This window comes from Pseudomonas sp. LPB4.O, assembly GCF_038383825.1.
GTDB lineage: Bacteria > Pseudomonadota > Gammaproteobacteria > Pseudomonadales > Pseudomonadaceae > Aquipseudomonas > Aquipseudomonas putida.
This window is the reverse complement of sequence record NZ_CP151298.1, coordinates 45,779-70,108: the sequence shown is the minus strand read 5'-3', so window position 1 is coordinate 70,108 and position 24,330 is coordinate 45,779. Positions and strand designations below refer to the sequence as shown.

Sequence of the window (24,330 nt, the reverse complement as noted above, 5' to 3'; positions counted from 1 at the left end):
AGACCTGTTTTCGAGCGTGCGCACCTGGGTGTAGACTTGCTCGTTTTTTGCGCAAATAGAGAGTCGCAGGAATGAAGCCGTTCGCCTCCCGTTATCTGCTTGTTGCCGCGTTTTCCCTGCTCCTGGCTGCCTGCTCCAGCGCGCCGGTCGAACAGGCCCCCGCACCTGCCCAAGCCGATGCCTGGCAGCAGTTGCAACAAGACATCGCCAGCAACGAGCTGGCCACCGCCGAAGACCAGCTGGCAGCCCTGCAAGCGCAGTCGCCTGACGACGCGCGCCTGGAGCAATACCAGCGTCAGTTGGCCGAAGCCTACCTGCAACGCAGCCAGATCGTCCTGCAAAAGGGTGATGTGAATGCGGCCGCTACCGCCCTGGCCCGTGCCCGGGCACTGATGCCGCAAGCCCCGGCAGTGACCGGTGGCGATCCCCTGTCCCAGGCACGCAAGGCCGAGCTGGAGAAGGCAGAGGCTGCCTTGAAAGCCGCCGAAGCCAAGCCCAAGGCACGCATCATCGACCCGACAGCGCCAAGCACGGTGGTGGCCTTGAAGACCACTGACAGCCGCGCCATGCGCCGCCAGCTCGATGACATTGCCGCCGATGTGGTGAGCTATGACTGCGAAGTGGTGTTCCAGGTGCCGCGCACTGACGATGCGCCGTGGCTGAAGAACTTGCTGGAGAAGCGCGTGCGCAAGATCGACAGTGGGTTCCAGCTGAAGCAGAAGCATGAGATTCAGCGCTCGCTGCCGGCGCAGGTGGTTCTGGTACCGCATCAGCGCTGAAAACACGGGCGGCGCTGCGCGCCCCTTTTCGCGACACAAGGCCGCTCCTACCAGGGCATGCAATCTCCGGTAGGAGCGGCCTTGTGCCGCGATGGGGTGCGAAGCAGCCCCTTAGGCCGGTACAGCCTCCGCAGCAGCTTCACGCTCCCACACCCGGTGCCCCTCGACCGCTTTGACGAAAGCGTCCAGCGTCTTCTGGTCATCGCCCAGCAACAGCCCCTTGTCCTCCTTCAGGCCCAGCGCGTCCACCAGCACCTTGCCCTCCTTGGCAAAGCCGATCGCCTTCAGGTGCTTGTAGGCCTCGAGCAGGAAATGCTTGGCCAGGCCACTCGCCCCCAGCGCATCCAGCGCGGCCTTCCCGGCCGGTACCAGCACCCCGTCGAACATGATCGAAGGCATGCCCTCCATCGAGGCATCCACGGGCAGTGCCTTGCCGTCGGCAGCCTTGACCGGTGCCGAGGTGGGCCCAAGCAGCATGATGCGCGCGCTGTGCGCCTCAAGCGCCTTGACCAGCCGGTCGACACTGCCGGCATCCACGCCATCGGCCAGCAGCACAGCTATCTTGCGCCCCTTGATGCCCACAACCCCTGGGTGGTTCATCTGGCTCAATGCCGGGGACTCGGCAAGCTTGCTGCCTTTCACCTGAACGGTGCCCGCCTTGGGTGCCGGCAACCCCAGGTTGGCGGCTACCGCAGCAGCCAGCTTGAGATCGATGTTGGCCAGGATTTCGTTCACCTCACGGGCACGAATGGCCTCGCGCTCGACCTTGCCCAGCTCGAAGCTGTAGGCCTTGATGATGTGTTGTTGCTCTGTCGGGCTCATGCTCTGGAAGAACAACCGCGCTTGCGAGAAATGGTCGCCGAACGACTCGCTGCGCTGGCGAATCTTGTGCGCATCGATGCGCTCCTGGAAGCTCTCGAAGCCGCCATCCAGTGCTGCGGGTGGCGTTTCCTTCGGCCAGCCGCCGTCGATGGAGTTCGGCTCATACGAGGCACGGCCCCTGTGCACGGTGTGCTGGTGCAACGCGTCGCGCTGGTTGTTGTGGTTGGGCGCCACAGGGCGGTTGATCGGGATCTGGTGGAAGTTCGGCCCGCCCAGCCGGCTCAGTTGCGTGTCGGTATAGGAGAACAGCCGGCCCTGCAGGAGGGGGTCATTGGTGAAGTCGATACCCGGCACGATATGGCCAGGGCAGAAGGCAACCTGCTCGACCTCGGCGAAGAAGTTGTCCGGGTTGCGGTTCAGCACCATCTTGCCCAGCGGGGTGACGGGTACCAGTTCTTCGGGAATGATCTTGGTCGGGTCCAGCAGGTCGAAGTCGAATTTGTGTTCGTCAGCCTCCGGCACAATCTGCACGCCCAGTTCCCATTCCGGGTAGTCGCCGGTTTCAATGGCTTCCCACAGGTCACGGCGCTGGAAGTCGGTGTCCTTGCCCGCCAGTTTCTGGGCTTCGTCCCACAGCAGCGAATGCACGCCCTGGCTCGGCTTCCAGTGAAACTTGACGAAGCTGGCCACACCCTCGGCATTGATCAGGCGGAAGGTGTGCACGCCAAAGCCTTCCATCATTCGCAGGCTGCGGGGGATGGCGCGATCAGACATGGCCCACATGACCATGTGGGCCGACTCCGGCACCAGCGAGACAAAATCCCAGAAGGTGTCATGCGCCGAGCCGCCGGTAGGTATCTCATTGTGTGGCTCTGGCTTTACCGCGTGGACAAAATCGGGAAACTTGATGGCATCCTGGATGAAAAACACCGGCATGTTGTTGCCGACCAGGTCGAAATTGCCTTCGTCGGTGTAAAACTTGACGGCAAAGCCCCGCACATCGCGCACCGTGTCGCCAGAACCGCGTGGGCCCTGCACCGTGGAAAAGCGCACGAAAACCGGGGTGATCTTTTCCGGGTCCTGCAGGAAGCCGGCCTTGGTCAGCTCCGCGTGGTTGCCATAGCTCTGGAAGAACCCGTGGGCCCCGGTACCGCGGGCGTGCACGATGCGCTCGGGGATCCGCTCATGGTCAAAGTGGGTGATCTTCTCGCGCATGATGAAGTCTTCAAGCAGCGAAGGCCCGCGATCACCTGCCTTCAAGGTGTTCTGGTTGTCAGCGATGCGTACGCCTTGGTTGGTGCGCAGCGCATGCCCGGTCGCATCGCTGCGGTCGGCCTCCAGGCTCTGCAGCTTGGCATTGGTATTGGCCCGGTCAGGGGTCTGGGTGCCGGCGGCTTCACTCTGCTTGGGCGCGTCCGTTTTCTTGCTGGGCATGATCGGCTCTCCTCATCAGTCTTAAGGCTTGCCCGTTCAGGGCTTGTCCAAGTAGTGACTGGAGGGCGTTGCCGAGCGTTCAATCAGGATTACCGGTTGTCGCGATATGCCCGAAGGATTGGTGCATTACGAAATAAATGCTAAGAACAGCTATGGGAAAAGGCTAAAATGCGCGACCCCAGCTAACCGCTGACCCAAATTTCAATGCGCCCCACAAGGTTCGCTACGTGATCGAGTTCCAACAGGTACATAAGACCTACCGCGTTGCCGGTAGGGAAATCCCCGCACTGAATCCGACCAGCCTGACCATCGAAGATGGCCAGGTGTTCGGCCTGATCGGCCATTCCGGCGCCGGCAAAAGCACCATGCTGCGCCTGATCAACCGCCTTGAAGAACCCTCCGGCGGCAAGATCATCGTCGACGGCGAAGACGTCACCGCGTTCAACGCCAGCCAGCTGCGCGGCTTCCGTCAGCAGGTCGGGATGATTTTCCAGCACTTCAACCTGCTGGCCTCCAAGACCGTCGCCGACAACGTCGCCCTGCCACTGACCCTGGCCGGCGAGCTGTCGCGCAGCGAAATCGACAAGCGCGTCACCGAGCTACTGGCCCGTGTCGGCCTGCAAGACCACGCCAAAAAGTACCCGGCGCAGTTGTCCGGCGGCCAGAAGCAGCGCGTCGGCATCGCCCGCGCCCTGTCCACCAACCCGAAGATCCTGCTGTGCGACGAGGCCACCAGTGCCCTCGACCCGCAAACCACGGCCTCGGTCCTGCAACTGCTGGCCGAAATCAACCGTGAGCTGAAGCTGACCATCGTGCTGATCACCCATGAAATGGACGTGATCCGCCGTGTCTGCGACTGTGTGGCGGTGATGGACGCCGGCCAGATCGTCGAGCAAGGCTCGGTGGCCGAGGTGTTCCTGCACCCGCAGCACCCCACCACCAAGCGCTTTGTCCAGGAAGACGAGCAGGTCGACGAAGGCGAGCAGCGCGACGACTTTGCCCACGTACCTGGCCGCATCGTGCGCCTGACCTTCCAGGGCGACGCCACATACGCGCCGCTGCTGGGCACCGTGGCCCGCGAAACCGGTGTGGACTACAGCATCCTCGCCGGGCGTATCGACCGCATCAAGGATGTCCCCTATGGCCAGCTCACCCTCGCCCTGATCGGCGGTGACATGGAAGCGGCCTTCGCCCGCTTCAAGGCAGCTGACGTACATATGGAGGTACTGCGTTGATGGACGCCCTGAATTTCTTTGCCAACGTCGACTGGGCCGAAATCTGGCTGGCCACCATCGACACCATGATCATGCTGTTCGGCTCGCTGTTCTTCACCGTGCTGCTGGGCCTCCCACTGGGTGTGCTGCTGTTCCTCTGCGGGCCAAAGCAGATGTTCGAGCAGAAGGGCGTGTACGCGTTGCTGTCGCTGGTGGTCAACATCCTGCGCTCGCTGCCGTTCATCATCCTGCTGATCGTGATGATCCCGTTCACCGTACTGATCACCGGCACCTCGCTGGGCGTTGCCGGCGCCATCCCGCCGCTGGTGGTGGGTGCCACGCCGTTCTTCGCCCGCCTGGTGGAAACCGCCCTGCGTGAAGTGGACCGCGGCATCATCGAGGCTACCCAGTCGATGGGCGCCACCACCCGCCAGATCATCACCAGTGCGCTGCTGCCAGAGGCCCGTCCGGGTATCTTCGCGGCCATTACCGTCACCGCCATCACCCTGGTTTCGTACACCGCCATGGCCGGTGTGGTGGGCGCCGGTGGTCTGGGCGACCTGGCTATCCGCTTCGGTTACCAGCGTTTCCAGACCGATGTGATGGTAGTGACCGTGGTACTGCTGCTGGTACTGGTTCAAGTACTGCAGAGCGTGGGCGACAAACTGGTCGTGCATTTTTCCCGTAAGTAACCCCAATGGGGTCGGCCTGGCCGACCCGTTCGGGGGCCGTCGCGGCCCTCACAAGGAGTGATCAATGAAGAAGCTGCTTGCTGTCGCTGCCGCTGTTGCGGCCTTCTCGGCCCACGCCGATACCCTGACCGTTGCCGCCACCCCGGTGCCGCACGCCGAAATCCTCAACTTCGTCAAACCGCAGTTGGCCAAAGAAGGCGTGGAGCTGAAGGTCAAGGAATTCACCGACTACATCCAGCCGAACGTACAGGTTGCCGAAAAGCGCCTGGACGCCAACTTCTTCCAGCACCAGCCGTACCTGGATGAGTTCAACAAGGCCAAGGGCACCAACCTGGTCAGCGTGGCCGGCGTGCACATCGAGCCGCTGGGCGTGTATTCGACCAAGATCAAGAAGCTGGACGAGCTGTCCTCCGGCGCCACCGTGGTCATCCCCAACGACGCCACCAACGGCGGCCGCGCCCTGCTGCTGCTGGACAAGGCAGGCGTGATCAAGCTCAAGGACAACAAGAACATCCTGTCCACCGTGAAGGATGTTGCCGAGAACCCGAAAAACGTGAAGTTCCGTGAGCTGGAAGCCGCCACTATCCCGCGCGTGCTGACCCAGGTCGATGCTGCCCTGATCAACACCAACTACGCGCTGGAAGCCAAGCTGAACCCGGAAAAAGACGCGCTGGCCATCGAAGGCAGCGACTCGCCTTACGTGAACATCCTTGTTGCCCGCCCGGACAACAAGGATTCGGAAGACATGAAGAAACTGGCGGCTGCACTGCACTCGCCAGAGGTGAAGCAGTTCATCATCGAGAAGTACAAAGGCGCTGTGGTTCCGGCATTTTAAGCTGAAACCCCTGGGGCCGCTTTGCGGCCCTTTCGCGGCACAAGGCCGCTTCTACAGGGGATCGCGTACCCCTTAGGAGCGGCCTTGTGCCGCGAAAGGCCTGCAAAGCAGGCCCGAAATCTCAATCCCGCTTCACAAGCCCGGGCAACTGCGCCACCAGCTTCTGGTTGTTGAACGGCGCACGAATGAACCCGCGCTGACGCCCATCCGGCCCGACTACCGCCAGGTTGCCGCTGTGATCCACGGTATACCCCGGTTTGCTGGTATCCGCCGGAATGAACGGAATGCTCAAGGCATTGGCCAGCTTCTGGGTATCTTCGATCGACCCCGCCACCCCGACAAAGTCCTTGTCGAAATAGCCCAGGTACTGCTTCAGCTGGTTCGGCGTATCGCGGTTGGGGTCCACACTCACCAGCACCACCTGCAGCCGGTCGACGGCTTCCTTGGGCAGCTCGCTCTTCACCTGGCGCAACTGGGCCAGGGTGGTCGGGCAGATGTCCGGGCAGTAGGTGTAGCCGAAGAACAACAGCGACCATTTGCCTTTCAGGTCATCCAGCTGTACCGGCTGCCCGTCCTGGTTGGTCATGGTTACGTCGGCCACGGTGCGGCTCTGCGGCAGCAGGATAATGCCGGCGTCGATCAGCTCGGCGGGGTTGGGCTGGTCGCGGCCAATGAGCACCTTGTTGACGGTAAGGCCCAGGATCAACGCGACCAGGGCGACGAGGATGAAGACGGTTTTCTGGGTTCGGGTCATAGGTTCAGCAACAGGTAGTGGTCGAGGAGCAACGCGATGAACAGCGCGAACAGGTAGCCGATAGAGTACTTGAAGGTGCCGATCGCCGCGTGCGGCCGGCTGCCACGGTACAACACCCAGGCCCATTGCAGGAAGCGCAGCCCCAAGGCCAGGGCACAAGCCAGGTACAGCGGGCCGCTCATGTGGATGGCATAGGGCAGCAGGCTCACCGCCAGCAGAATCAGGGTGTACAGCAAAATATGCAGCTTGGTGTAGCGCTCGCCATGGGTCACCGGCAGCATCGGGATATCGGCCTTGGCGTACTCTTCCTTGCGGTGGATGGCCAGCGCCCAGAAGTGCGGCGGGGTCCAGGCGAAAATGATCAGCACCAGCAGCAAGGGTTCGGCGCTGACATGGCCGCTTACCGCCACCCAGCCGAGCAACGGCGGGGCGGCGCCGGCCAGGCCGCCGATGACGATGTTCTGTGGCGTGGCACGCTTGAGAAAGCCGGTGTAGAGCACCGCATAACCCAGCAGCGAAGCCAGGGTCAGCCAGGCGGTGAGGGCGTTGGTGAACGCCAGCAGCAGGGCCATGCCCAGCAGCGCCAACGCCAGTGCAAACAGCAAGGCCGGTAGCGGCTCGACCCGGCCTTGGGCCAGCGGCCGCTTGTGAGTGCGGGCCATCAGCGCATCGATGCGCCGGTCCACCACATGGTTCACCACCGCCGCAGCGCCAGCGCACAGGCCGATGCCCAGGTTGCCGAACAGCAGCACGCTCCAGCCGACCCCCGCTCGTGTGGCCAGGAACATGCCGGCCAGCGACGTGATCAGCATCAGTACCACCACCTTGGGCTTGGTCAGCTCCAGGTAATCGCGCCAGCTGGCCCGTCGTGCGCTCAGAAGCGTCGCCACGAGTCGTTCCTCATGTGATGGGAAATGCCCACGCCGGCCACCGGACGCAGGCGCCAACCTTGGCCGACACCCACGCGAACCTTGTCGACCACTCGAATGCGGTAGTTCACCAGCACCATGCTCAGCAGCAGCATCGCCCCGCCGGCATTGTGCGCAACAGCCACCGCCAGCGGCAGGTGGAATACCACGTTGCTGATGCCCAGGCCCACTTGCAGGGCCAGCGCCAGCAGCACCAGCCGCGCCAGGCCGGGGAGGCCACAGCGGTACAGCTTCCAACTGAGCATCAGCAGCACGCAGGTGACCAGTAGCGCGCCCAGGCGGTGGCTGATGTGGATGGCCGTGCGGGCATCACTGTCCAGTTGCCCGCCCAGGTAATTGGGGCCGACGTGCTGGGTCAGGTGGAAGCCATTGCTGAAGTCCGCCGCTGGCCACCACTGGCCGTGACAGGTGGGCAGGTCGATGCAGGCGACCGCTGCATAGTTGGCACTGACCCAGCCGCCCAGGGCGATCTGGCCGACCACCACCAACAGCGCCAGCGCAGCGATCCGCCGCAGGCTCAGTGGCAGTTTCGGCAAGGGCGCAAAGGCCCGGGATAGACGCAGTGACAACAGGAATAGCAAGCTCAGGGTGGTGAAGCCGCCCAGCAAATGCGCCGTGACCACCTGCGGCCACAGCTTCAGGGTGACCGTCCACATGCCGAAAGCCGCCTGGGCCAGCACCACACCCAGCAACAGCACCGGCAAGCGGTAAGGCTGGCCATCGCGGGCATGCCGACGCAGCGCCTGGAAGGCGAGCAGGGCAATCACCATGGCCAAGGTACCGGCGAAATAGCGATGGACCATTTCCGCCCAGCCCTTGGCTTCTTCCACCGGGTGATCGGGGAAGTGCAGCTCGGCATGGGCGAGCTGGGCCTCGCTCTTGGGCACGCTGATGAAGCCATAGCACCCTGGCCAGTCGGGGCAGCCGAGGCCGGCATGGGTCAGGCGGGTATAGGCACCGAGCAGGACGACCAGCAGTGCAAGCAGGGTGGCGAACACAGCAATGCGGAATCCAGGTCTGGCCATGTCAGGCTCCTAACCGATGTTGGACAGCTTGAGCAGGTGGCGCAGGTCATCCAGCACATGCTTGCCGTTGGCCTTGCTGTCGTAACGCAGCACCAGGTTGCCGTGCGGGTCGACGATCCACAGTTGCGGGCCAGGCTCGCCTACCTTCTGCCGGTAGCGCGGGGTATCCAGCGGGTAGCGTTGCAGCTGCGGGTACTCGCGACCAAGGAGTGCCTGGTAGTCGGCGCTCAGCGGTTGGGCGGTGGCCAGCGCATGGCTTGCGCGGCTGGCATCGCGGCCCAGGCCAACCTGGATTTGCCGGGCCAGGTACACCAGGCGCTGGCAGTCCTCGGTACAGGCTTCGGGCGCACTGACCAGCAACTGCCAACGCTGGTCCTGGCCTGCCACGCCGATATCGATGCGGCTTTCACCATTGCCGATCATGGCTCCGTGGTAACTGCGGCCCTCTGGCACCCAAAACTTCAGCTTGTACATGCTGGTGGCCAAAATCATCGGCCCGAGCACTACCAGCAGGATCAGCAAAAGCTGCAAACGCCCGCGGGCTCTGGGTTTGCTACGTTCAGGCACGTCCAGTGGAGTGGCGGTGGCCATGGCGTTTCTCCTTGTTGTGGTGCCAGCCGAAATAGAGGTAAAGCAGAACCAGTGCACCCGCCAGGGCAAACCACTGCACGGCATAGCCCAGGTGTTTTTCCGGGCCCATGGCGACAACCGGCCAGTCCAGGCGATAGGCCGCCGGGCCGGGCTCCAGGCGCAACTCATGGGCAAAGCCTTCGCGGCCCAGCGCCGGCCATAGCTGCGCGGCATCAACGGCAGTGAGCAGGTGCGGCCATTGGCCGCCTTCAGGGTCGGGATGCAGCTGGAACGTGCTGCCGGGCGATACATACACCGAAGCGTCCAGTGCCAGGGCCTGTGCAGGGGTATCGAAATGCACCGGCACGCGGCGGTCTGGCCATGGCAGCCAGCCGCGGTTGATCAGCAGCCACTGGCCACTGGCCTGGTCATGGAAGGGTTGCAGGAGTTCGACACCGGCCTGGCCATCGCGCATGCGGTTGTCCAGCAATACGCTGTGCTCGGCGTCGAAGCGGCCGTACAGGTGCACGCGGCGAAACGCATTGTCGTCGCTTGATGCGAGCTGGGCGGTGGTGATCGGCACCTCGATGCGCCGCTCGGCATAGGTGGCCAGCAGCGCGCGCTTTTCCTCGGCGCGGCCGAGTTGCCAGCAGCCGAGCGCAACCAGCCCCGGCAGCAGTGCAAGCACCACCAGGGTCGGTACCCAGCCTGGGCGAAACGGCCTCACGGGCGCCTCGCTATACTTATCCACATCACCGCATCCCCCCGGAGTAGCGCCATGCTCAAGGCCGCGATTGTCCTGATGCTGTTGGCCACGATTGCCAGCCTGTTCAGTGGCCTGGTGTTTCTGGTCAAGGACGACGAAAACTCGACTCGTCTGCTGAAGGCTCTGACCGTGCGGGTGACCCTGGCGGCCCTGACCATTGCCCTGGTCGCCTGGGGTTTGCTCAGCGGTCAGCTGGTTTCACATGCCCCCTTCTGAAACTGCACTCTTTTTGCCGGCGATTGGCCCTACAGCACATACACAAAGATGAACAACCCCACCCACACCACGTCGACGAAGTGCCAATACCAGCTGGCTGCCTCGAAGCCGAAGTGTTTCTCGTGGTTGAAATGCCCGCGCAAGATGCGCACGAACATCACGATCAGGATGATCGTGCCCAAGGTAACGTGGGCGCCGTGGAAGCCGGTGAGCATGAAGAACGTCGCGCCATAGATCCCCGACCCCAGCGTCAGCCCCAGCTTGGTATAGGCTTCGTGATACTCGAAGGCTTGCAATGCAATGAAGCTGACGCCCAGCAGGATGGTCAGCGCCATCCAGAATTTCAGCGGGCCACGGTGATCACGGCGCAGGGCGTGGTGGGCAATGGTGATGGTCACACTGGAACTGACCAGCAAGATCGTGTTGATCAGTGGCAGGTGCCACGGGTCGATCACTTCCTTGGGCGGCGGGAACAGTTTCGGGTCGGGCGTGTGCAGCAGCGGCCAGGTGAATTCGAAAGTCGGCCACAGCATGTGCGCAACACCTTTAGCCCCTTCCCCCCCCAGCCACGGCCCCGCAAGCACGCGCACGTAGAACAGTGCACCGAAGAAGGCCAGGAAGAACATGACTTCAGAGAAGATGAACCAGCTCATGCCCCAGCGGAACGAGCGGTCCAGCTGCGGGCTGTACAACCCGGCTCGGCTCTCCTTGACCACTGCGCCAAACCAGCCGAACAGCATGTAGGCCAGAAACAACGCACCCACGAAGAAGATCAGCGGCCCGTGAGAGTCTGGGTGCCCGGCCTTCATGTCGTTGAACCAGGTGCCCAGGCCGAACACCGTGATGAACATACCGATGGTGGCAATGATCGGCCATTTGCTCTGCGCCGGTACGTAGTAGTGCTGATGACTTGCCATTGCTGTTCTCCTTCCCTTAACGGGCGCCCTGGACGTCCCGGGCCGCAACATGCGCGACCGGCGGGTGGCGAGCGGTGATGTCGAACAAGGTGTAGGCCAGTGTCAGGTGCTTCACGCTGGCCGGCAGGTCGCGGTCGACGATGAAGCGCACCGGCATCTCGATGCGTTCGCCGGGCTGCAGCACCTGCTGGGTAAAGCAGAAGCACTCGGTCTTGTGGAAGTACGCCGCGGCCTCGGCCGGGGTGATGCTGGGTATCGCCTGCGCGCTCATGGGTCGGTCGGTCGGGTTGTGCGCGACGAAGATCATCTGGTTCACCGCCCCCGGGTTGACCTCCAGTTGGTCAGCCGTGGAGTAGAAGTCCCAGACCATGTCGCTGGCATTGGTCGACATGAACTGCACGCGCACCGAACGCGACGGGTCGCTGACCTGGCTGCCCTCGTATTGCCCGCCGGTCTTGCCGTTGATGCCGAAGGCCTTGCACATCACGTCATAGATCGGCACCAGGGCGAAGCCGAAGGCGAACATCACTACCGTCAGCATCAGCAGGCGCGTTACCAGGCGTTTCAGCGACAGGCCGTTCATGGCGGGTTCCTATTTCACTTCCGGTGGTGTCTGGAAGGTGTGGTAGGGAGCAGGCGAGGGGACCGACCATTCCAGGCCCTCAGCGCCATCCCAAGGCTTGGCCGGTGCCGGCGCCCCGCCGCGGATGCACTTGATGACGATGAACAGGAAGAAGATCTGCGTGGCGCCGAACATGAAGGCTCCGATCGACGACACCATGTTGAAGTCGGCGAACTGCAGGTTGTAGTCGGGGATGCGTCGCGGCATGCCTGCCAGCCCCACGAAGTGCATGGGGAAAAAGGCCATGTTCATGCCGATGAACGACAGCCAGAAGTGCAGCTTGCCAAGGGTTTCGTCGTACATGTGGCCGGTCCATTTCGGTAGCCAGTAGTACGCCGAGGCGAAGATGCCGAAGATTGCCCCGGGCACCAGCACGTAGTGGAAGTGCGCCACCACGAAGTAGGTGTCGTGGTACTGGAAGTCCGCCGGGGCGATGGCCAGCATCAGCCCGGAGAAGCCGCCGATGGTGAACAGGATGACGAAGGCGATGGCGAAAAGCATCGGCGTTTCAAAGGTGAGCGAGCCTTCCCACATGGTGCTGACCCAGTTGAACACCTTCACCCCGGTGGGCACGGCAATCAGCATGGTGGCGTACATGAAGAACAGCTCGCCCACCACCGGGATGCCGACCACGAACATGTGGTGGGCCCAGACGATGAACGACAGGAAGGCAATTGCGCCGGTGGCATACACCATCGAGGTGTAGCCGAACAACGGCTTGCGCGAGAACGCCGGGATGATCGAGCTGACCGCGCCGAACGCCGGCAGGATCATGATGTACACCTCGGGGTGGCCGAAGAACCAGAACACGTGCTGGAACAGCACCGGGTCACCGCCACCGGCCGCGCTGAAGAAACTGGTGCCGAAGTGAATGTCCATCAGCATCATGGTCACCACACCGGCCAGCACCGGCATCACCGCAATCAGCAGGAACGCGGTAATCAGCCAGGTCCAGACGAACAGCGGCATCTTCATCAGGGTCATGCCAGGCGCACGCAGGTTGAGGATGGTGGCAATCACGTTGATCGCGCCCATGATCGAGCTGATACCCATCAGGTGGATGGCGAAGATGAAGAAGGTGACGCTGGCGGGGGCGTAGGTGGTGGACAGCGGGGCGTAGAAGGTCCAGCCGAAGTTCGGCCCGCCACCCGGGCTGAACAGGGTCGAGACCAACAGCAGGAAGGCTGCCGGCAGGAGCCAGAAGCTGAAGTTGTTCATGCGCGGCAGGGCCATGTCTGGCGCGCCGATCATCAACGGGATCATCCAGTTGGCCAGGCCGACGAAGGCCGGCATCACCGCGCCAAACACCATGATCAGGCCGTGCATGGTGGTCATCTGGTTGAAGAAGGCTGGCTCCACGATCTGCAGGCCAGGCTGGAACAGCTCGGCGCGGATCACCATGGCGAACGAGCCGCCAAGCAGGAACATGATGAAGCTGAACCACAGGTACATCGTGCCGATGTCTTTATGGTTGGTGGTCAGTACCCAGCGCATCAGGCCCTTGGCCGGGCCGTGGGCGTGCTCATGGCCGTGGGCGTGGTCGTCGATCACTGTGCTCATGTCCTGTCTCCTGCAACCCATTGATTGCCGCGAGTAACCCGGTTCACTTGGCTTCTGCCTGCTTCAGCGCCAGCACGTCCTTCGGCGTGACCATGTCGCCCTTGTTGTTACCCCAGGCGTTGCGTTCGTAGGTGACAACGGCGGCAATGTCGACTTCCGAGAGCTGCTTGCCGAACGCCGCCATGGCGGTGCCGGGCTTGCCGTGGAAGACAATGCTCAGGTGGCCTTCCTTCGGCCCGGTGGCGATCTTCGAGCCCTTGAGCGCCGGGAACATCGGCGGCAGGCCTTGGCCTTCGGCCTGGTGACAGGCCACGCAGGTGGTGTGGTAGACCTTGTCTCCACGTTCCACCAGCTCTTCCAGGGTCCACTCCTTGCTGGTCAGTTCCTTGAGCTTGGCGGCTTCAGCCTTGCGCTCGCCCAGCCAGGTGTCGTAGTCGGCCTTGGACTTGACCTCCACCACCACCGGCATGAAGCCGTGGTCCTTGCCGCACAGCTCGGTGCACTGGCCGCGGTAGATGCCGGGCTTTTCGATACGGGTCCAGGCTTCGTTGACAAAGCCGGGGATGGCGTCGCGCTTGACCGCGAAGGCCGGCACCCACCAGGAGTGGATGACGTCGGCGGCAGTCACCAGGAAGCGCACCTTGGCGCCCACCGGCAGCACCAGCGGCTGGTCGACTTCGAGCAGGTAATGCTCGTCCTTGGGGGCCTTGTTGTGAATCTGATCGGTGGGGGTGGCCAGGTTGCTGAAGAACTCCACATCCTGGCCCAGGTATTTGTAGTGCCACTTCCACTGGTAGCCAGTGACCTGGATGTCGATGTCCGACTCGCTGGCGTCGTAGATGTCGATCAGGGTCTTGGTGGCCGGGATGGCCATCACCACCAGAATCAGGAAGGGCACCACGGTCCACATGATTTCCACCCAGGTATGCTCGTGGAAATGCGCGGCCTGCTGGCCAGTGGAGCGGCGGTGGACGACCATGGACCAGAACATCGCGCCGAATACAACTACGCCGATGATCACGCAGATCCAGAAGATGGTCATGTGCAGGTCGAAGACGGCGTTGGAAACCTCCGTCGCCCCCGGGTGCATGTTCACGGTCCAGGCGGCGTTGGCCTGACCAAAAACCGACCACAACAGGAGGCCCATCCAGACATGTGGATGTCGCATCATTGCGGGTTCCCCTTCTAATTCTTGTTGTCCCGGAGGCGTGGCCTGCGGCAAGAGGGAACGGCGGTCAAGACTGCCTGGCTTCGACGACCGAGCCCCTGCAAAAGCAGTCGGGCCTCATCAACGAATCACGTTCAACGGGAGTATAGACAGCGACCAATGGCACGCAATGAAGCCTGTGAAATGAACTTCACGAAATGACTGAATGGTCTGAAAACCGCGCGCTTGATAGGGTGTGGCGCAATAATGGCACTCCCATATGCCTGAGAGCGCACACGTTTTCGCCGCTTATAACAAATGCGTCTTAGGTATTCTGTATACCGAGCTAATTTAGTGTCTTCCGTTTGAAACGTAATGTCCCTGGAGTTGTCATGAACATCGCTGCTGTACGCGAGCAGGTAAGCCAAGCCCATCAACATGAAGGCCAGACCGGCCAATTGAAACAGCGTCTCGAGCTGCAACTGCCCCATCTGCACCCCTCGATCCAACTGCCTGAGCAGGACGCCCAGGGTACTTTGGCGCGCTTCGTCAGCGCCTACATCGATCAGGTTCCGGAACTGCTGGAGGCCGCCCACGCGGTCGCCCGCGAAGCCGGGATCGAATCGCAGATCAAACCTGTACTGAAAATTGCCGAGGCCTACTTCCTGCAGCCGCCCAGCGTGATGCAAGGGCATGTAGGCCTGGACTGCCTACTGGATGAGGCCTACCTGGCGCACCGCCTGGTGGAAGAGGTGAATGACCTGTACATCCGCCACTTCCAGCAGCCGCTGATCCCGGTCGACACCACGGTCGCCAACCTGATTGCCCACCAGCTGATTGGCGAAAGCTTTGCCAACCAGCTGGATGAAGTGGTGCACCACTCGGTTGACGAAATGCTCAATGACGAAAGCTTTGCGGTGGAATCGGTGGAGGATTACCGCGAAAAGCTGAGCAGCCCGGCAACCGGCGAGGCATGGAAGCGCTGGCCTTGCCTGTCGCGACAGCTGGGTGTGGAGCTGGGTCAGCCAGCCTGATATTCCTGTACCGGCCTCTTCGCGGGCTCGCCCGCGAAGAGGCCGGATCAGGCAACAGAGACTCCGGCGCTATGCACCAACCCCTGCCGTAGTCCTCAACCGCCCCTCGATCCGCCGCTTCAGACGCCGCTGCTCGATCAACAACCGCGACCCATTGGCCGCATTACTGCGGTTCCAGTCCTCCAGCAGCTCAAGGCACGAGTGGTCGATGTAGTTCAGGTTGCCCAACGGCACATGCAACGTGGTGCCCGCCGGTACGGTATCCAGCACTTGGGTCAGCGCCGGCACCTTCAGGAACGTCGCCGCACCACTTAACCGCAGCTCCATGTGCCCGGCCTTCTCCAGGCTCACCAGGTTGATCTTCAGCCGCGCTGCCTTGAACGCCAGCTTCAGCAGGGTCAGGGCAAAGCCCAGCAGCACACCGGTCAGCAGGTCGGTGAAGATGATGGCCAGCGCCGTCGCCGCATAGGTGAACATCGGCATGCGACCATAACGGCCCAGGCCACGAAATGCCTTGAAGTCGACCAGCTTGACCCCGGTAAACACCAGCACACCCGCCAGGCTCGCCACCGGAATCTGCTGCAGCACGCTGCTCAACACGACCACGAAGGCCAACAGCCACAAGCCGTGGAAGATTGCCGATGCCCGCGTCTGCGCCCCCGCCTGCACATTGGCCGAGCTGCGCACGATCACGCCCGTCATCGGCAGCGCGCCCAGCACGCCACAGAGCATGTTGCCGATACCTTGTGCCGACAGTTCACGGTCAAAGTCCGAACGCTGGCCGCTGTGCATGCGGTCTACCGCCGCGGCCGAGAGCAAGGTTTCGGCGCTGGCGATGAAGGCCAGGGCAAAGGCGGCGACCAGCAAGGTAGGGTCGGCAAGTTGCATCAGGTCAGCCGGGCGGAGCCAGTCGATGGCCTCGGACAGGTCTGCCGGCACCTGCACGCGGTTTACCGGCAAGGCCAGCCACATACTGATGGCAGTCATGGCGGCAACACCCAGCAGGGCGCCAGGGACGAAGCGCAGCCGCTGCGGCCGCAGGCGTTCCCAGCCCCACATGATGGCGATGGTGCCCAGGCCCAGCGCACCGGCCATCCAGCCTGAACCTGCGTTTTCCTGTGGCAGGGCTGCGGCAACGGTGGACGGGAATTCCAGCAGGTTCTGCAACCCGGAAGGCTGCGGCGCCGTGTCGAACATCACATGCACCTGCGACAACACGATCAGCACGCCAATCCCCGCCAACATGCCGTACACCACCGCTGGCGCAGTGACACGAAACCAGCAACCCAGGCGCAGGCGCCCGGCCAGCAACTGCAGCAGCCCGGCCAGCAACAGGATCGGCCCAAGCATGGCCATGCCATGCTGGCGCACCAGCTCGAACACCAGTACCGCCAGGCCGGCGGCTGGGCCGCTGACCTGCAACGGCGAACCGGCGAGGAAACCCACCACAATGCCGCCGATAATGCCGGTAATCAGGCCCTTGGCCGGCGGCATGCCCGAGGCAATCGCGATACCCATGCACAACGGCAGGGCCACTAGAAAGACCACCACCGACGCCAGCAACTCACGCGGCAGGGCCGCTTTCAACTGTGTAATGTTCACCGTGTTTCTCCTTTCTCTGTCGCACGGCCATTCCTCTGGCCGTGGGCACGTTTGCCCCTGACGAGCGCGCAAGCGCGGGCCGCCAGCGGGCTTGCCGGCAAGGCAGTCAGGGAATTCAAGGCAGCCGAAGGCCGCGCCACACCCCATAGGGTGCAGCCGGCTATCAAGGTTCTAGCGGTGGATGGGTCGCTTAGTAGCGGCCTCTCGGAGTGGCGCAGGGGACCGGCTCGCCAGCAGCCAGGGGCAGGAAGCTGTCGCTGATGGCGTCATAAGCTTCGATCTTGCTGGTTTCGATGTCGTAAACCCAGCCATGAATGAACAGCTCACCGGCTGCAAGGCGCGAGGCAACCGAAGGGTGGGTGCGCAGGTGATGCAACTGGGCGATCACGTTTTCCTTGGTCAGCACCTGCATGGTTTCGTGTTCGGTACCGCACGAGCAGTTGTTCTCGACCACGGTACGCGCCACTTCGGCATGGCGCAGCCAGGCGGAAACAGTCGGCATCTTGGTCAGCGATTGCGGGTTGAGTACCGCACGCATGGCGCCACAGTCGGAGTGGCCACAGACGATGATGTGGTGCACTTTCAGCGCAAGCACGGCGTATTCGATGGCGCTGGAAACGCCGCCGTTCATCTGACCGTAGGGCGGTACCACGTTACCCACGTTACGGGTTACGAACAGGTCGCCAGGCGAGCTCTGGGTGATCAGCTCGGGGACGATGCGCGAGTCGGCGCAGGTGATGAACATGGCACGCGGCGTTTGCGCAGTGGCGAGCTTCTTGAACAGCTCTTGCTGTTCGGGGAAGACGTCATGGTGAAAGCGCAGGAAGCCGTCGACGATGTGCTTCAGGGCGGCATCGGCGCCCTCAGCGGGTACCTCCGGAACGACCTTGGATGGGTCCTTGACGGGCATGATTCATCCTCTTGACGGTGTGTTGGTAAATCCATTTTACCGGTGAAAGATTCTGGCTATGCAGGGTTTTAGATGACACGCACGGGCCATAGATCACAGTCGGTGTGGACTGATTTCCTACGCTAGCGGGGAAAACTTAACTGAAACTTAATTCGAAGGCTCTAGAACGGGCGTTCCAGATATAAAAGGCGGGTTCTGGATAATAGCAAAAAAACATCAACTGCCAATATGTATTAGCGCAATTATTAACTCGGATTAGTTGCATTGAGGGCTGGCAATGGGCCCAGTAGGAGCAGCCTTGTGCTGCGAAAGGGCCATTGCAGCCGAAGAGGATCTTTGGCCCTACCGGCCTCTTCGCAGCACAAGGCTGCTCCTACAGGGCCTGTGCTTGTGTTGGAATCGACGCCGGTGATGCTCCCTTGAGCATTAGAATAGGGGCATCTGCCCACCGGGTGGACAGAAGGCAGAGCAATCCAGCGTCTGCGCCTCGCGCCCTTCAAAATCCAGCCGCTTCATGGCTTTGGCAAACCGTTGCGCCAACAACTCGGCAAATACCCCTTCACCGCGCATGCGCGCACCAAACCGGCTGTCATACAGCTCGCCGCCCCGGCTCTGGCGGATCAGGCTCAACACATGGGCCGCCCGTTGCGGGTAATGGTCCTGCAGCCACTGCTCGAACAGCGGCGCCACCTCCAGTGGCAGGCGCAGCATCATGTAGGCCGCGCTCTGTGCGCCCGCTTCCCTGGCAACCTCCAGCAAGCGCTCCAGCTCACTGTCGTTGATCATCGGAATCATCGGCGAACACAACACACCCACCGGCACACCCGCCTCGCGCAACACGCGGATGGCCCTCAACCGGGCACTGGGTGACGCCGCCCGCGGCTCCAAAACCCGCTTGAGGTCGTCGTCCAGCGTCGTCAGGCTGATCATTACCCGCGCCAGACGCTGCCGGGCCATTTCGGCCAGCAGGTCGAGGTCGCGCAACACCAGCGAGCCTTTGGTCACGATGGTCACCGGGTGACGAAAGCGCAGCAACACTTCCAGCAGACGGCGGGTCAGCAACTGCTCCCGCTCGATCGGCTGGTACGGGTCGGTATTGGAGCCCAGGTTGATCGGCGCGCACACGTAACCCGGCTTGCTCAGCTGTTGCGCGAGCACTTCGGCGGCATTGGTCTTGGCGATCAGCTTGGTTTCAAAATCCAGCCCGGGGGAGAGGTCCCAATAGGCATGGGAAGGGCGGGCATAGCAGTAGATGCAGCCATGCTCGCAGCCGCGATAAGGGTTGATGGAGCGGTCGAAGGGCAGGTCGGGCGAGGTATTGCGGGAGATGACCGATTTCGCCGTCTCGCTGCGCACTTCGGTGCCCTGGGTCTGCGGCACTTCCTGATACCAGCCGTCGTCCTCGACCACCGAATGGTTGGGGGCAAAACGGTTGTGCGGATTGTGCGCCGTGCCACGGCCCTTTAGTGGTGCTGGAGGATTCATGGCTAACCCCGATACTGTATTTACATACAGTATCGCAGCTGCCATGAATCCACCAGCGCCTCTGATCCGACAGCCAGTGCTTACTCTGTCGGTTTCTTCAGCTTCGGATTAGGGAAGAACTGCACCGTCTGCACCTTGGCCGGCGCTGCCTTGGGTGCCAGGTGGTTGACCCGGGTGCCGAGCTCCTTGGGCACCGACAAGCCCTGCTCGTTGAGGGTGTCGGTGAACCCGCAGGCGACGCACTCGCGGTGCGGTACGTCGTCTTCGCTCCACATCATCAGCTTGTCAGGCTCGCTGCACGCGGGGCAAACCGCCCCGGCAATGAAGCGCTTCTTGGTCTTGTTCACAGCTACCTCGCTCACGCTGCAGCGCCTTCGGTAAGGCCACTGTGCCGCAGCAGCGCATCAATGGAAGGCTCACGGCCACGGAAATCGACAAACAGCACCATCGGCTCGCGCGAACCGCCACGGGCCAGGATAGCCTCGCGGAAGGCGCGGCCGGTCTCGGCATTCAGCACGCCTTCTTCCTCGAAGCGCGAGAACGCGTCAGCCGACAGCACTTCAGCCCACTTGTAGCTGTAGTAGCCCGCCGCGTAACCGCCAGCAAAGATGTGCGCAAAGCTGTTAGGGAAGCGGTTGTACGCCGGTGGGCGCATGACCGACACCTCGTCACGCACGTCTTCGAGCACCTGCAGTACGCTGCGACCGTCGCCATGGCTGGCGTGCAGCTCGAAGTCGAACAGCGAGAACTCCAGCTGGCGCACCATCATCATGCCCGACTGGAAGTTCTTCGCCGCCAGCATCTTGTCCAGCAGGTCCTGGGGCAGGGCCGCGCCGGTTTCGTAGTGGCCGGAGATCAGCGCCAGGCCTTCTGGCTCCCAGCACCAGTTTTCCATGAACTGGCTTGGCAACTCGACCGCGTCCCAGGCCACGCCGTTGATACCGGAAACACCGGCATGCTCGATGCGGGTCAGCAGGTGGTGCAGGCCGTGGCCGAATTCGTGGAACAGGGTGGTGACTTCATCGTGGGTGAGCAGTGCAGGCTTGCCGGGTGCGGCCGGGGTGAAGTTGCACACCAGGTTGGCCACCGGGCTCTGCAGCTCGCCACCGGCAGTGCGACGACGGTCGCGGGCGCCGTCCATCCACGCACCGCCGCGCTTGTTGGCGCGGGCGTAAAGGTCGAAGAAGAAGCGGCCGACATGCTGGCCGTTTTCCTTGATCTCGAACAGGCGCACGTCCGGGTGCCAGCTGTCGAAGCCCTCGAGCTCGGCGATTTCGATGCCGTACAGGCGCTGCACGATGCTGAACAGGCCACCCAGCACCTTGTCGATCGGGAAGTAGGCGCGCAGGGCTTCCTGCGACACGCTGTAGCGCTGCTCGCGCAGCTTCTCGCCAAAGTAGCCGGCGTCCCAGCTGGCCAGCTCAGGGCAGCCTTGCTCAGCGGCGTAGGCCTTCAGCTGCTGCAGGTCCTGGGCGGCAAAAGGCTTGGAACGCTTGGCCAGGTCACGCAAGAAGCTCAACACCTGGTCGCTGGACTCAGCCATCTTGGTGGCCAGGCTCAGCTCGGCGTAGTTCTTGTAGCCCAGCAGTTCGGCCAGCTCCTGGCGCAGGTCAAGGATTTGCTGCATGACCGGGCCGTTGTCGAACTGGCCGGCATTCGGGCCCTGGTCCGAGGCGCGGGTGCAGTAGGCAGCGTACAGCTCTTCGCGCAGGGCGCGGTCGCTGGCGTAGGTCATCACGGCGTAGTAGCTGGGGAATTCCAGGGTAATCAGCCAGCCGTCTAGGCCTTTGGCCTGGGCAGCGGCAGCCATCTGCGCCTTGGCCGAATCGGTCAGGCCGGCCAGTGCGGCTTCGTCGGTGACGTGCTTGGTCCAGGCCTGGGTGGCGTCGAGCAGCTGGTTGGAAAAGCGGCTGCCCAGCTCGCTGAGCTTGCTTTGCACTTCGGCGTAGCGCTGCTGCTTGTCCGCCGGCAGGTCGATACCCGACAGGCGGAAGTCACGCAGGGCGTGCTCGAGGATTGTCTTTTGCGCCACGTCGAAACCGGCTGCTTCTGGGCTGTTGATCAAAGCCTGGTAGGCATCGAACAGCGCACGGTTCTGGCCCAGTTCGGTAGAGTAGGCGCTCAGCGCTGGCAGGCACGACTCGTAAGCCTCGCGCAGTTCTGCACTGTTGCACACCGCGTTCAGGTGGCTGACCGGGCTCCAGGCAGCGCCCAGGCGGTCGTTCAGTTCGTCCATGGCCAGCACCAGGCCAGCCCAGGTAGGGGCCTTGCCCTGCTTTTCGAGGATCTCGGCAATGGCTTTACGGTTGTCGGCCAGGATCGCTTCGATCGCCGGCAACACGTGTTCGGCACGGATTTGCGAGAAGGGCGGCAGATCGTGGGATTGCAGAAGCGGGTTGTTCGCAGTCACGGTTTGGATACCTTGGCAGAAGAAACACTGCCCCATCTTAATTACAATCGACGCCGACCGCAGCAGGCAGCCTGCCTATCGGCACAGATGAGAGACGCTATCATGGCCATCCGAAGCTTCCAGCAACACACTCCGAAAGTTGGACCACGTGCCTTCGTCGACCGCTCGGCAGTGGTGCTGGGCGACGTGGAGATCGGTGAAGACAGCTCGGTCTGGCCGCTGACCGTGGTACGCGGCGACATGCACCGCATCCGCATCGGTGCACGTACCAGCGTGCAGGATGCCAGCGTGCTGCACATCACCCACGCCGGCCCGTTCAACCCGGACGGCTTCCCGCTGATCATCGGTGACGAAGTGACCATCGGCCACAAGGTGATGCTGCATGGCTGCACCCTGGGCAACCGAATCCTGGTCGGCATGGGCAGCACAATCATGGATGGCGCCATCGTCGAGGACGAAGTGATCATCGGTGCCGGCAGCCTGGTACCGCCGGGCAAACGCCTGGTCAGTGGTTACCTGTACATGGGCAGCCCGGTGAAACAGGCCAGGTTGCTGAACGACAAAGAGCGCGCGTTCTTCTCCTACAGCGCCGGCAATTACGTGAAGCTCAAGGACCAGCATCTGGCCGAAGGCTACGACCAACCGGAATAAACCCGACTAACGAGACGAACATGCAACAGCAAAACATCCTCTTCGACCTGGACGGCACCCTGACCGACCCACGCCTGGGCATCACCCGCTCGATCCAGTATGCCCTGGCCAAGCTGGGCATCGACGAGCCGGACCTGGCCCGCCTCGAACACTTCATCGGCCCGCCTTTGCTGCAGGCCTTCATGCAGTTCTACAGCTTCGACGAAGCCAAGGCCTGGGAGGCGGTGAACTTCTACAGGGAGCGTTTCCGCGTCACCGGTCTGTACGAAAACCTGGTGTTCCAGGGCGTGCCGGAGTTGCTCGAAGCCCTGAACGGGCAGGGCCGCACGCTGTACATCGCCACTTCCAAACCGTGGGAGTTCGCCCGCGAAATCGCCCGGCACTTCGCCTTCGACCAACACTTCAAGGTGATCTACGGCAGCGAACTGGACGGCACCCGCACCAACAAGGTCGAGCTGATTCGCCACCTGCTGGATGAAGAAGGGCTGGACCCGGCGCAAACCCTGATGATAGGGGACCGCAAGCATGACCTGATCGGCGCGCGCAGCAATGGCTTGCAGGCAGTGGCGGTGGGGTATGGGTTTGGTAGCCAGGAAGAACTGATGGCAGAAGAGCCGGCCTACCACTTTGCAACCTTGGCCGAGATGCATCAGGCATTCATCAAGGCTTGAGTGCCCTAGGGGGCTGCTTTGCAGCCCATCGCCGGCAAGCCAGCGCCTACAGGTGCTGCATCAAATTCCAACCTTGCGGGGTCCCTGTGGGAGTTGGCTTGCCTACGATGGGTCGCGCAGCGGCCCCAAAATGTCACAGGCTAACCACCAGACGCTGCAGCGCCGCTTTCCTTTCTTCAATCGGCAACCGCCCCAGCTGCTCGACCCGCTGGTAAAACCGAAGCCAATCCCCACCCACCTCACGAAACACCGCCGCAAACGCCGGCACCCACTGGTCATACAGCCCGAACGGCAACAACTTGGCATTACTCATCGGCCCATACATCCACGCGTCATAACGCTTGTCACCGCCCCACTGGCCATCACGCACCTGCCGGTACTCACGCCTCAAACGCTCAAACTCGGCCTGCTTGGCCAGCCGCTTGTGCGCATCGTCCAGCGGCCCGCCATAAATCGTCTGCAACCGCTCACGGCTGGCCAGCACCAGCCTGATGAACTGGTCACGCTGCTGCCCCTGCTCCTCGCCAACAGCGGCAAGCCCACGCGCTACACGCCATTGCCGGGAGCCTTCCTGCTCGACAAAGGAGGCAAACGATTCGTTGAACTCGGTATCGTCCTGCACATAGAAGCGCTGGTGAGCCAGTTCATGGAAGATGAGCGTGGCCAGGCGCTCGTCGCCCCAACCGACCATTGACGACAGGATCGGGTCGTCGAACCAGCCAAGGGTCGAATACGCCTCCACGCCCCCCAGATACACATCCAGGCCGTCCTGGCGCATCAACGCCGCCGCCCCGCGTGCCGCACCTTGCTGGTAGTAGCCGCGATACGCCACGCACCCCGCAATCGGGAAACAGTGCGTCACCGGCTGCAACGACAGTTCGGGCGTGGCAAACACATTCCACACCACATAAGGCCGGCCAATGTCGGCATAAACCCGGTAGCTGCGGTTATCCGGCAGCTTCAACTGCTGGCTGGCGAACACCCGCGCCTGTTCAGCGTGCGCCAGGCGCGAGCGTAACTGCGGTGACGTGGCCGGGTCGGCAAGCACCTGCGCGACTGGCTGTCGCGCACGCAGCAGCTGCAATTGGCCCTCGGCCAGCTGCCCATAGTAGGCCACGCTGCTGCAACCGTTCAGCAGGAGCGCCCCCACCAGGGGAACCAAACGGGTGAAAACGCGGTCGAGTGCCCCAAGGCCTGAGCGCTGCATAAAAAAAAGTCGAAGCATCCGGGCTGTATGACTCGCTCAAGGCCAAATTCGCTCCAAGACTATCTCGCCAAGGGGGAG

Annotated in this window: 24 protein-coding genes; 8 read left to right on the top strand and 16 right to left on the bottom strand. The window is 62.5% G+C overall.

All coding sequences use genetic code 11. From position 1 onward, the window contains the following. Positions 1-71 precede the first annotated feature (71 nt). Positions 72-779 carry a PA5502 family lipoprotein gene (locus MRBLPB4O_RS00350; protein WP_341797218.1) on the top strand — a complete coding sequence of 236 codons (708 nt, stop codon included), beginning with the start codon at positions 72-74 and terminating at the stop codon, positions 777-779. 111 nt (positions 780-890) lie between these two features. Here MRBLPB4O_RS00350 and katE read toward each other — a convergent pair whose 3' ends face one another. Then, positions 891-3,035 carry a catalase HPII gene (katE, locus tag MRBLPB4O_RS00345; protein ID WP_341797217.1) on the bottom strand — a complete coding sequence of 715 codons (2,145 nt, stop codon included), beginning with the start codon at positions 3,033-3,035 and terminating at the stop codon, positions 891-893. A gap of 227 nt (positions 3,036-3,262) precedes the next feature. Here katE and MRBLPB4O_RS00340 point away from each other — a divergent pair, with 227 nt between their 5' ends. From MRBLPB4O_RS00340 to MRBLPB4O_RS00330, 3 genes are all read left to right on the top strand, one after another. After that, positions 3,263-4,270: a methionine ABC transporter ATP-binding protein gene (locus tag MRBLPB4O_RS00340; RefSeq protein WP_341797216.1), complete on the top strand. Its 1,008-nt coding sequence runs from the start codon at positions 3,263-3,265 to the stop codon at positions 4,268-4,270. After that, a complete protein-coding gene (locus MRBLPB4O_RS00335) occupies positions 4,270-4,941 on the top strand; it encodes a methionine ABC transporter permease (RefSeq protein WP_012269918.1) in 672 nt (223 codons plus the stop codon). The genes MRBLPB4O_RS00340 and MRBLPB4O_RS00335 overlap by 1 nt, the downstream gene beginning before the upstream one ends. 64 nt (positions 4,942-5,005) lie before the next feature. Continuing rightward, positions 5,006-5,776: a MetQ/NlpA family ABC transporter substrate-binding protein gene (locus MRBLPB4O_RS00330; RefSeq protein ID WP_016497410.1), complete on the top strand. Its 771-nt coding sequence runs from the start codon at positions 5,006-5,008 to the stop codon at positions 5,774-5,776. Positions 5,777-5,897: 121 nt separating this feature from the next. On the opposite strand, the gene MRBLPB4O_RS00325 is transcribed toward MRBLPB4O_RS00330, so the two are convergent. The 5 genes from MRBLPB4O_RS00325 to MRBLPB4O_RS00305 are packed head-to-tail and all read right to left on the bottom strand — an operon-like array spanning position 5,898 to position 9,781. Continuing rightward, a complete protein-coding gene (locus MRBLPB4O_RS00325; protein WP_341797215.1) occupies positions 5,898-6,530 on the bottom strand; it encodes an SCO family protein in 633 nt (210 codons plus the stop codon). Next, a complete protein-coding gene (gene cyoE / locus MRBLPB4O_RS00320; RefSeq protein WP_234226116.1) occupies positions 6,527-7,420 on the bottom strand; it encodes a heme o synthase in 894 nt (297 codons plus the stop codon). Before cyoE ends, MRBLPB4O_RS00325 begins: the two co-directional genes overlap by 4 nt. Then, the gene (locus MRBLPB4O_RS00315) at positions 7,405-8,484 is read right to left on the bottom strand and encodes a COX15/CtaA family protein (RefSeq protein WP_341797214.1); all 1,080 of its coding nucleotides are present in this window, start codon (positions 8,482-8,484) and stop codon (positions 7,405-7,407) included. The genes cyoE and MRBLPB4O_RS00315 overlap by 16 nt, the downstream gene beginning before the upstream one ends. Positions 8,485-8,493: 9 nt before the next feature. Continuing rightward, on the bottom strand, positions 8,494-9,075 hold the full coding sequence (locus tag MRBLPB4O_RS00310) for a hypothetical protein (protein ID WP_341797213.1): 582 nt from the start codon (positions 9,073-9,075) through the stop codon (positions 8,494-8,496). Further along, entirely contained in the window at positions 9,044-9,781 is a 738-nt protein-coding gene (locus tag MRBLPB4O_RS00305; protein ID WP_341797212.1) for an SURF1 family protein, read from the bottom strand. Before MRBLPB4O_RS00305 ends, MRBLPB4O_RS00310 begins: the two co-directional genes overlap by 32 nt. Positions 9,782-9,832: 51 nt before the next feature. Between MRBLPB4O_RS00305 and MRBLPB4O_RS00300 the strand changes: the two genes are divergently transcribed. After that, a complete protein-coding gene (locus MRBLPB4O_RS00300) occupies positions 9,833-10,036 on the top strand; it encodes a twin transmembrane helix small protein (protein WP_016484259.1) in 204 nt (67 codons plus the stop codon). A gap of 29 nt (positions 10,037-10,065) precedes the next feature. On the opposite strand, the gene MRBLPB4O_RS00295 is transcribed toward MRBLPB4O_RS00300, so the two are convergent. The 4 genes from MRBLPB4O_RS00295 to coxB are packed head-to-tail and all read right to left on the bottom strand — an operon-like array spanning position 10,066 to position 14,306. Further along, on the bottom strand, positions 10,066-10,953 hold the full coding sequence (locus MRBLPB4O_RS00295; protein WP_341797211.1) for a cytochrome c oxidase subunit 3: 888 nt from the start codon (positions 10,951-10,953) through the stop codon (positions 10,066-10,068). A gap of 16 nt (positions 10,954-10,969) precedes the next feature. Next, complete coding sequence (locus MRBLPB4O_RS00290) at positions 10,970-11,536, bottom strand: cytochrome c oxidase assembly protein (RefSeq protein ID WP_341797210.1); 567 nt, start codon at positions 11,534-11,536, stop codon at positions 10,970-10,972. Between the two features lie 9 nt (positions 11,537-11,545). Next, on the bottom strand, positions 11,546-13,135 hold the full coding sequence (gene ctaD / locus MRBLPB4O_RS00285; protein WP_341797209.1) for a cytochrome c oxidase subunit I: 1,590 nt from the start codon (positions 13,133-13,135) through the stop codon (positions 11,546-11,548). 43 nt (positions 13,136-13,178) lie between these two features. Further along, positions 13,179-14,306 carry a cytochrome c oxidase subunit II gene (gene coxB, locus MRBLPB4O_RS00280; protein ID WP_016497402.1) on the bottom strand — a complete coding sequence of 376 codons (1,128 nt, stop codon included), beginning with the start codon at positions 14,304-14,306 and terminating at the stop codon, positions 13,179-13,181. A 368-nt stretch (positions 14,307-14,674) separates the two neighbouring features. On the opposite strand from coxB, the gene MRBLPB4O_RS00275 reads away from it, so the two are divergent. Beyond that, positions 14,675-15,316, top strand: a complete 642-nt coding sequence (locus MRBLPB4O_RS00275; protein WP_341797208.1) for a hypothetical protein — start codon at positions 14,675-14,677, stop codon at positions 15,314-15,316. Positions 15,317-15,385: 69 nt separating this feature from the next. Here the strand turns inward: MRBLPB4O_RS00275 and MRBLPB4O_RS00270 are convergent, their stop codons facing one another. The 5 genes from MRBLPB4O_RS00270 to prlC all read right to left on the bottom strand — a co-directional run bounded on the left by MRBLPB4O_RS00270 (position 15,386) and on the right by prlC (position 21,759). Then, entirely contained in the window at positions 15,386-16,918 is a 1,533-nt protein-coding gene (locus MRBLPB4O_RS00270) for a SulP family inorganic anion transporter (protein WP_341797207.1), read from the bottom strand. 190 nt (positions 16,919-17,108) lie between these two features. After that, the gene (locus MRBLPB4O_RS00265) at positions 17,109-17,828 is read right to left on the bottom strand and encodes a carbonic anhydrase (RefSeq protein ID WP_016497399.1); all 720 of its coding nucleotides are present in this window, start codon (positions 17,826-17,828) and stop codon (positions 17,109-17,111) included. A gap of 426 nt (positions 17,829-18,254) precedes the next feature. Then, positions 18,255-19,313, bottom strand: coding sequence for a PA0069 family radical SAM protein (locus MRBLPB4O_RS00260; RefSeq protein WP_341797206.1), 1,059 nt, complete (start codon positions 19,311-19,313; stop codon positions 18,255-18,257). Positions 19,314-19,393: 80 nt separating this feature from the next. Next, positions 19,394-19,675, bottom strand: a complete 282-nt coding sequence (locus tag MRBLPB4O_RS00255) for a YheV family putative zinc ribbon protein (RefSeq protein WP_016484250.1) — start codon at positions 19,673-19,675, stop codon at positions 19,394-19,396. Continuing rightward, the gene (gene prlC, locus MRBLPB4O_RS00250) at positions 19,672-21,759 is read right to left on the bottom strand and encodes an oligopeptidase A (RefSeq protein WP_341797205.1); all 2,088 of its coding nucleotides are present in this window, start codon (positions 21,757-21,759) and stop codon (positions 19,672-19,674) included. Before prlC ends, MRBLPB4O_RS00255 begins: the two co-directional genes overlap by 4 nt. Before the next feature lie 66 nt (positions 21,760-21,825). Here prlC and MRBLPB4O_RS00245 point away from each other — a divergent pair, with 66 nt between their 5' ends. Next, positions 21,826-22,374 (top strand): gamma carbonic anhydrase family protein, encoded by a 549-nt coding sequence (locus MRBLPB4O_RS00245; RefSeq protein ID WP_341797204.1) that lies wholly within the window; start codon positions 21,826-21,828, stop codon positions 22,372-22,374. Positions 22,375-22,394: 20 nt separating this feature from the next. After that, positions 22,395-23,045, top strand: coding sequence for an HAD family hydrolase (locus tag MRBLPB4O_RS00240; RefSeq protein ID WP_016497394.1), 651 nt, complete (start codon positions 22,395-22,397; stop codon positions 23,043-23,045). 133 nt (positions 23,046-23,178) lie between these two features. On the opposite strand, the gene MRBLPB4O_RS00235 is transcribed toward MRBLPB4O_RS00240, so the two are convergent. After that, positions 23,179-24,252 (bottom strand): aminopeptidase, encoded by a 1,074-nt coding sequence (locus MRBLPB4O_RS00235; RefSeq protein ID WP_341797203.1) that lies wholly within the window; start codon positions 24,250-24,252, stop codon positions 23,179-23,181. Positions 24,253-24,330 lie beyond the last annotated feature (78 nt).